This window comes from Aeromonas sp. A35_P (assembly GCF_002259925.1).
Lineage (GTDB): Bacteria > Pseudomonadota > Gammaproteobacteria > Enterobacterales > Aeromonadaceae > Aeromonas > Aeromonas dhakensis.
Window position 1 is genome coordinate 1 of the sequence record NZ_NEVB01000126.1, and the last position, 5,049, is coordinate 5,049.

The 5,049-nt window shown below is 64.8% G+C and carries 6 protein-coding genes; 2 read left to right on the forward strand and 4 right to left on the reverse strand.

Annotated elements, in window-relative coordinates; all coding sequences use genetic code 11:
* Nucleotides 1-355 precede the first annotated feature (355 nt).
* From CAK78_RS09120 to CAK78_RS09135, 4 genes are all read right to left on the reverse strand, one after another.
* Nucleotides 356-568, reverse strand: coding sequence for a hypothetical protein (locus CAK78_RS09120; protein WP_005308557.1), 213 nt, complete (start codon nt 566-568; stop codon nt 356-358).
* 128 nt (nt 569-696) lie between these two features.
* Nucleotides 697-1,038, reverse strand: coding sequence for a DUF1294 domain-containing protein (locus CAK78_RS09125; RefSeq protein ID WP_043169348.1), 342 nt, complete (start codon nt 1,036-1,038; stop codon nt 697-699).
* Nucleotides 1,035-1,625 (reverse strand): sugar O-acetyltransferase, encoded by a 591-nt coding sequence (locus CAK78_RS09130; protein ID WP_094697070.1) that lies wholly within the window; start codon nt 1,623-1,625, stop codon nt 1,035-1,037. Before CAK78_RS09130 ends, CAK78_RS09125 begins: the two co-directional genes overlap by 4 nt.
* Nucleotides 1,626-1,705: 80 nt before the next feature.
* A complete protein-coding gene (locus tag CAK78_RS09135) occupies nt 1,706-2,968 on the reverse strand; it encodes an MgtC/SapB family protein (RefSeq protein WP_094697071.1) in 1,263 nt (420 codons plus the stop codon).
* A gap of 209 nt (nt 2,969-3,177) precedes the next feature.
* Between CAK78_RS09135 and CAK78_RS09140 the strand changes: the two genes are divergently transcribed.
* Both CAK78_RS09140 and CAK78_RS09145 read left to right on the forward strand, forming a co-directional pair.
* The gene (locus CAK78_RS09140) at nt 3,178-4,170 is read left to right on the forward strand and encodes a sulfate ABC transporter substrate-binding protein (protein WP_094697072.1); all 993 of its coding nucleotides are present in this window, start codon (nt 3,178-3,180) and stop codon (nt 4,168-4,170) included.
* A 56-nt stretch (nt 4,171-4,226) separates the two neighbouring features.
* Nucleotides 4,227-4,802 carry an RBBP9/YdeN family alpha/beta hydrolase gene (locus CAK78_RS09145; protein WP_094697073.1) on the forward strand — a complete coding sequence of 192 codons (576 nt, stop codon included), beginning with the start codon at nt 4,227-4,229 and terminating at the stop codon, nt 4,800-4,802.
* Nucleotides 4,803-5,049: the final 247 nt, after the last annotated feature.

A 5,049-nucleotide genomic window follows, 5' to 3' on the forward strand; every position in this document is an offset into this window, starting at 1 on the left:
GCCGAGGCGCTGGAACAGGCTCTGCACCGTGGGGGCGAGCCGCTCTTCCTGCACGGGGGGCTCGGTCTGGGCCGGTGGCGTGCTGTCCCCAAGCAGCTTGCTGCCGAGCTTGAGGGCGAGGGAGGCGAGGGGAAGCAGGGTGCCGATGGCGATCATGATGTCACTCTCCGTACTACTGATGTCATGACGGAGCAGGGAATGGGCCAAGTTGGCGAAAATTTAGTCTTAGAGTGGCAGGGGACTGATCCTGCGGTGAATTTAGTTTTTGCCAGGCAGAGGGCGGGCGAGTGCGGGAGGGGGCGGCGGCAAACCCTTGCAGCCCGGGGGCTGGCGGTTTGCCGCCCGGCTTGCCGGATCAGAGCTCCTTGAACGGGCGGCGCTTCTCCTCCTCGATGACGATGGCCTCCAGATTGGCGATGCGCTCCTGCAGCTCGTTGATGAGCATGTCCTGCTTGCCGAGACGATCGGTGATGCGGGCATCCCCCAACTGGTAGCGGGCCCGCTTGCTGAGAAAGCCGAACAGTGCGCTGATGAAGACGATCAGCACGATACCGGTCCACATGGTCATGAATGACTCCTTGCCGATGAATAAACGAGAAAACAGCCTTGTTGCCATCTGTTGTCTCATACCCGGTTGCCGGCTGCAATGGCCGGCAAGGGGGTGGACGGGAATGTCGAGAGGCTGCCTTGCCCGCGTCAGACTGTCTGCCAGAGCGGACGGCCGAGCCAGAGCCCCCACAGGGTCAGGTGCAGCAGCACGATGAACCAGAATACCCTGCGATAACTCCCCTTCTGGGTCTTGTGGCGCAGCCAGTGGCGGGCCAGCAGGGCGCCGGGCCAGCCGCCGAACAGCTCGAGCAGATGGAGCCGGGACTCGGGGATGCGCCAGCCGCCGCGCACCGCCTGGCGCTTGTCGTGGGCGTAGGCCAGCATCGTCAGCAGACTCATGGCGGTGATGATGGCGAGCGGCCACCAGTTGGCGTCGGCCAGACCGAGCCAGGCCGTCCACAGCAGGGGGAGCAGGGCGAGCCAGATCACAGGGCCAGCTCCCAGCCGCGGGGGGCGTCCGGGCTCAGGCTGCGGATCACGCGCGCCGGGTTGCCCACCGCCACCGAGTCGGCCGGAATGTCGCGGGTGACCACGGCGCCGGCCCCTATGATGGAGCGCGGCCCTATGGTGACGCCGGGGCAGATGATGGCGCCGCCGCCAATCCAGCAGTCATCGCCGATCCGCACCGGCTTGTTGTAGGCGGTCCAGTTGCGTCGCTCCAGATAGTCCATGGTGTGGGTGGCGGTGTAGATCTGCACGTTGGGGGCCAGCAGCACATGGCTGCCGATGTGCACTTCGCCCACGTCGAGAATGGTGATGTTGAAGTTGAAGAAGGTCTTCTCGCCGATGTGGATGTTGCGGCCGAATTCGCAGGTGAAGGGGGTGCTGATCCAGATGGAGCCTGGGCAGTGGCCGAACAGCTCGCCGCACAGGCGCTGGCGCAGGGCTTGGTCACCGGCCGGAGAGGCGTTGAGTTGTGCCAGCAGCGCCTGACCGCGGATCCGGTCGTTCGCTATCTCCTCGCTCTGGCTGTCCAGGGCACCGCCCGCCAGTATCTTGTCCCAATCGCTTGCCATGCTACCGCTCCTCTCATGTGCCAAGAGGAGCCAGTATACGCGAGCACTTTGGCGGCGTCAGGCTGTCACTTGCTGCAACCTCAGGCGCCGGGCCAGATCAGCGGCAGGATCAGCTGGGCCGAAACGAAGTAGGGCAGCAGTACCCGCAGCCCCAGCCGGCGGCCGCCGATCCCCAGGGCCAGCAGCCCCTTCACCAGCGAGTTGACCAGCCCGGCCAGCAGGATGCCGCGGGCCGCCACCTCCAGCGCCAGCTCCTTGTGGGAGAGCTGGGAGAGCGACAAGGTGATGGCGTCCACGTCGGTGATGCCGGAGACCAGCGACAGCAGATAGACCCCGGAGTTGCCCACCTTGTTCTGCAACAGGGTGGCCATGAAACCGATCAGCGCCAGCAGCAGGCCAAACTTGATGGCGGTGGCCAGATCGAGCGGGTTGCTGGTCTGGGGTTGCACCGGGCCGTCGGTCAGCTCCTCGCGCTGGCGCCAGAACCAGAAGGCGAAGCCGTAGACGGTGGCTGCCAGCAGCAGCAGGGGCGCCGCCAGGCGCATCGCCAGCTCGCTGTGAATGAGCAGCACCAGCACCAGCAGTCGCAGCCACATGGTGGCACCCGCCAGCAGGATGCCGGTGGCCAGCAGCCGCTCCAGCCCCCCCTGCTCCTTGTTGAGACGGGCAAACTGCAGGGTGAGGGCGGTGGAGGAGGCGAGCCCGGCCAGCATGCTGGTGAGCACCAGCCCGGCGCGGGTGCCGAGCAGGCGTACCGCGAAGTGACCGCAAAACGAGATGCCGGCGATCACCACCACCATCAGCCAGGTCTTGAAGGGGTTGAAGGCATCGAGCGGGCCCATCTCCTCGTTGGGCAGCACCGGCAGCAGCACCAGCGAGATGAGCAGAAAACGCAGGGTGGCGTGAAATTCGGTCTCGCTCAGAAACAGCATCCCCTGCTGGATCTTGCCCTTGAGTCCCATCAGCAGCGCCGCCAGCACGGCGCAGGCCACCGCCTCGCTCGGGCTCAGCAGCACCGACATCAGCCCCAGCAGATAGGTGAGCAGCATGGCCACCGAGCTGGTGAGGCCGAACTCCCCCTGCCAGCGCTGGGCCAGCCAGACCGAGAGGCCGCAGCCAATCACCACCGCCAGCAGACCGAGCAGCGGCAGCCAGGGGCCCAGGGTGGGCAGCAGCAGGGCGCAGACCCCGCCGAGCAGGCCGATGAGGCCGTAGGTCCGCATCCCGGCGATGCGCTGGTTGTCCCCCAGCTGGCGCACCTGCCAGCCCCGCTCCAGCCCGATGATGAGGCCGATGGCCAGCGACACCAGGGCACCATTGACGGGTTCTGCATTGATCCACATAACGACTTCCTGTTCGTCATCTGCCTGCCTTGTTTCCATGATGGCACAGCCGGCACCGGGCCAGCGCGGCCTGGCTCACAGAGTGCGCGAATGGCGCCTGCGCCCTCCTGATATGAGCAAATGAGATAAGCAAAGCGTTATTTCTTGGTTCTCGGCATAACAAGCCCGCGGCATGCTGAATTCAACCCAACGAGATATGGAGTATCCCCATGAAACTGCGAACGACCGCCCTGACCCTGCTGGCCCTCGGTCAGGCCAATGCCGCCGAGATCCGCCTGCTCAACGTCTCCTACGATCCGACCCGCGAACTGTTCCAGGAGTACAACGGCGCCTTCGCCAGGGAGTGGAAGGCGAAGACCGGCGACGATGTTGTGGTCAGCCAGTCCCATGGCGGCTCAGGCAAGCAGGCGCGCGCCGTGGTGGACGGGCTGGAGGCGGACGTGGTGTCGCTGGCGCTGGCCTACGACGTCAATGCCGTGGCCAGGCAGGGGCTGATTGGCGCCGACTGGCAGAGCCGGCTGGCCAACAATGCGGCGCCCTACACCTCCACCATCGTGTTCCTGGTGCGCAAGGACAATCCCAAGCAGATCAAGGACTGGGATGATCTGGTGCGCAAGGACGTGGCCATCGTCACCCCCAACCCCAAGACCTCCGGCGGGGCGCGCTGGAACTACCTGGCTGCCTGGGGCTACGCCCTGAAGAAGAGCGGCAGCGAGGAGGGGGCCAGGCAGTTCGTCGGCGATCTCTACAAGAACGTGAAGGTGCTGGACTCCGGCGCCCGCGGTGCCACCACCAGCTTCATCGAGCGCGGCCTCGGCGACGTGCTGCTGGCCTGGGAGAACGAAGCCCTGCTGGTGCTGGGTCAGCCCGGCAATCGCGACAAGTTCGAGCTGGTGGTGCCGTCGGTCTCCATCCTGGCCGAGCCGCCGGTGGCGGTGGTGGACAAGGTGGCCAAGAAGCATGGCACCGAGGCGGTGGCCAAGGCCTACCTCGACTACCTCTACTCCGACGAGGGGCAGCGCATCGTCGCCAAATATCACTATCGTCCCAGCAACCCGGCGATCCTGAAGGAGACCGCGGCCCAGTTCCCGCAGCTGACCCTGTTCACCGTCAAGGATCTGGAAGGGGACTGGGACAAGGCGCAGAAGAAGCACTTCGCCCAGGGCGCCCTGTTTGACCAGATCTACCAGCCGGGTCGCTGAGCGGCCGGCCATCTTCAACTGAACTGGCCCCTGTGCCAGCTGATAGGAGCACCAAGATGAACAAGATCCTCCTGGTTCCCGGTCTGCACAACAGCGGGCCGGATCACTGGCAGAGCCGTTGGCACCAACAATTCCCCCACTGGCAGCGGATGGTGGGGCTGCCGTGGGATCGGCCTGACCTCACGGTCTGGAGTGCCAAGCTGGCGAGCAAGCTCAAAAGCCGGCGCGGGCGGGCTCACCTGGTGGCCCACTCCTTCGGCGCGCTGGCGGCCATCACGGCGGCGCGCCGGCAGCCCGACAAGGTGGCCTCGCTGTTTATCGTGGCGCCGGCGGATCCAGCCCGCTTCGGCTTGCCAGACGAGCTGCTGGCAGGGTCGCTCAAGGTGTCGGCCCAGCTGGTGGCCAGCCGCAATGACCCCTGGATGAGTTTTGAGCGGGCCGAATACTGGAGCCGGCAGTGGCAGGTGCCGCTGTTCGATGCAGGCGAGGTGGGCCACCTCAATGCCCAGTCCGGCCACGGTGAGTGGCACCAGGGGCTCAACCTGCTCGGCACCCTCTATCGGCGGGCCGAGATGGTGGTGGAGCCGACGCCGGCGGTGTGGGAGCGGCGGGCGGCCTTGAGTTTTCGCTAAGCGGCGAGCGTTGAACACACTGATTTGGAATAGAGAAGGAGGGCAGGCAATCGACACCACCACAGTCTGATTTGGATAGCTTGGTACATTGCACGACGCTCCATTTTTTAGGTCTTTTATTTATATAAAAGACCTTTTTTTCATTTTATGGCTCTAAAAGCCTTGTATGTCGTTGTTAGATAAAAAAGTGCTTAGCAAAGGCGTTATTGGTGTTTGTTGCCCCTGACAGGAGTGCGCAGAATCGCTG

What these genes read in the sequence shown, in the direction of transcription:
- CAK78_RS09120 (WP_005308557.1), bottom strand. Translation starts at nt 568, where the DNA reads ATGACCATGTGGACCGGTATCGTGCTGATCGTCTTCATCAGCGCACTG.
- CAK78_RS09130 (WP_094697070.1), bottom strand. Translation starts at nt 1,625, where the DNA reads ATGGCAAGCGATTGGGACAAGATACTGGCGGGCGGTGCCCTGGACAGC.
- CAK78_RS09135 (WP_094697071.1), bottom strand. Translation starts at nt 2,968, where the DNA reads ATGTGGATCAATGCAGAACCCGTCAATGGTGCCCTGGTGTCGCTGGCC.
- CAK78_RS09140 (WP_094697072.1), top strand. Translation starts at nt 3,178, where the DNA reads ATGAAACTGCGAACGACCGCCCTGACCCTGCTGGCCCTCGGTCAGGCC.
- CAK78_RS09145 (WP_094697073.1), top strand. Translation starts at nt 4,227, where the DNA reads ATGAACAAGATCCTCCTGGTTCCCGGTCTGCACAACAGCGGGCCGGAT.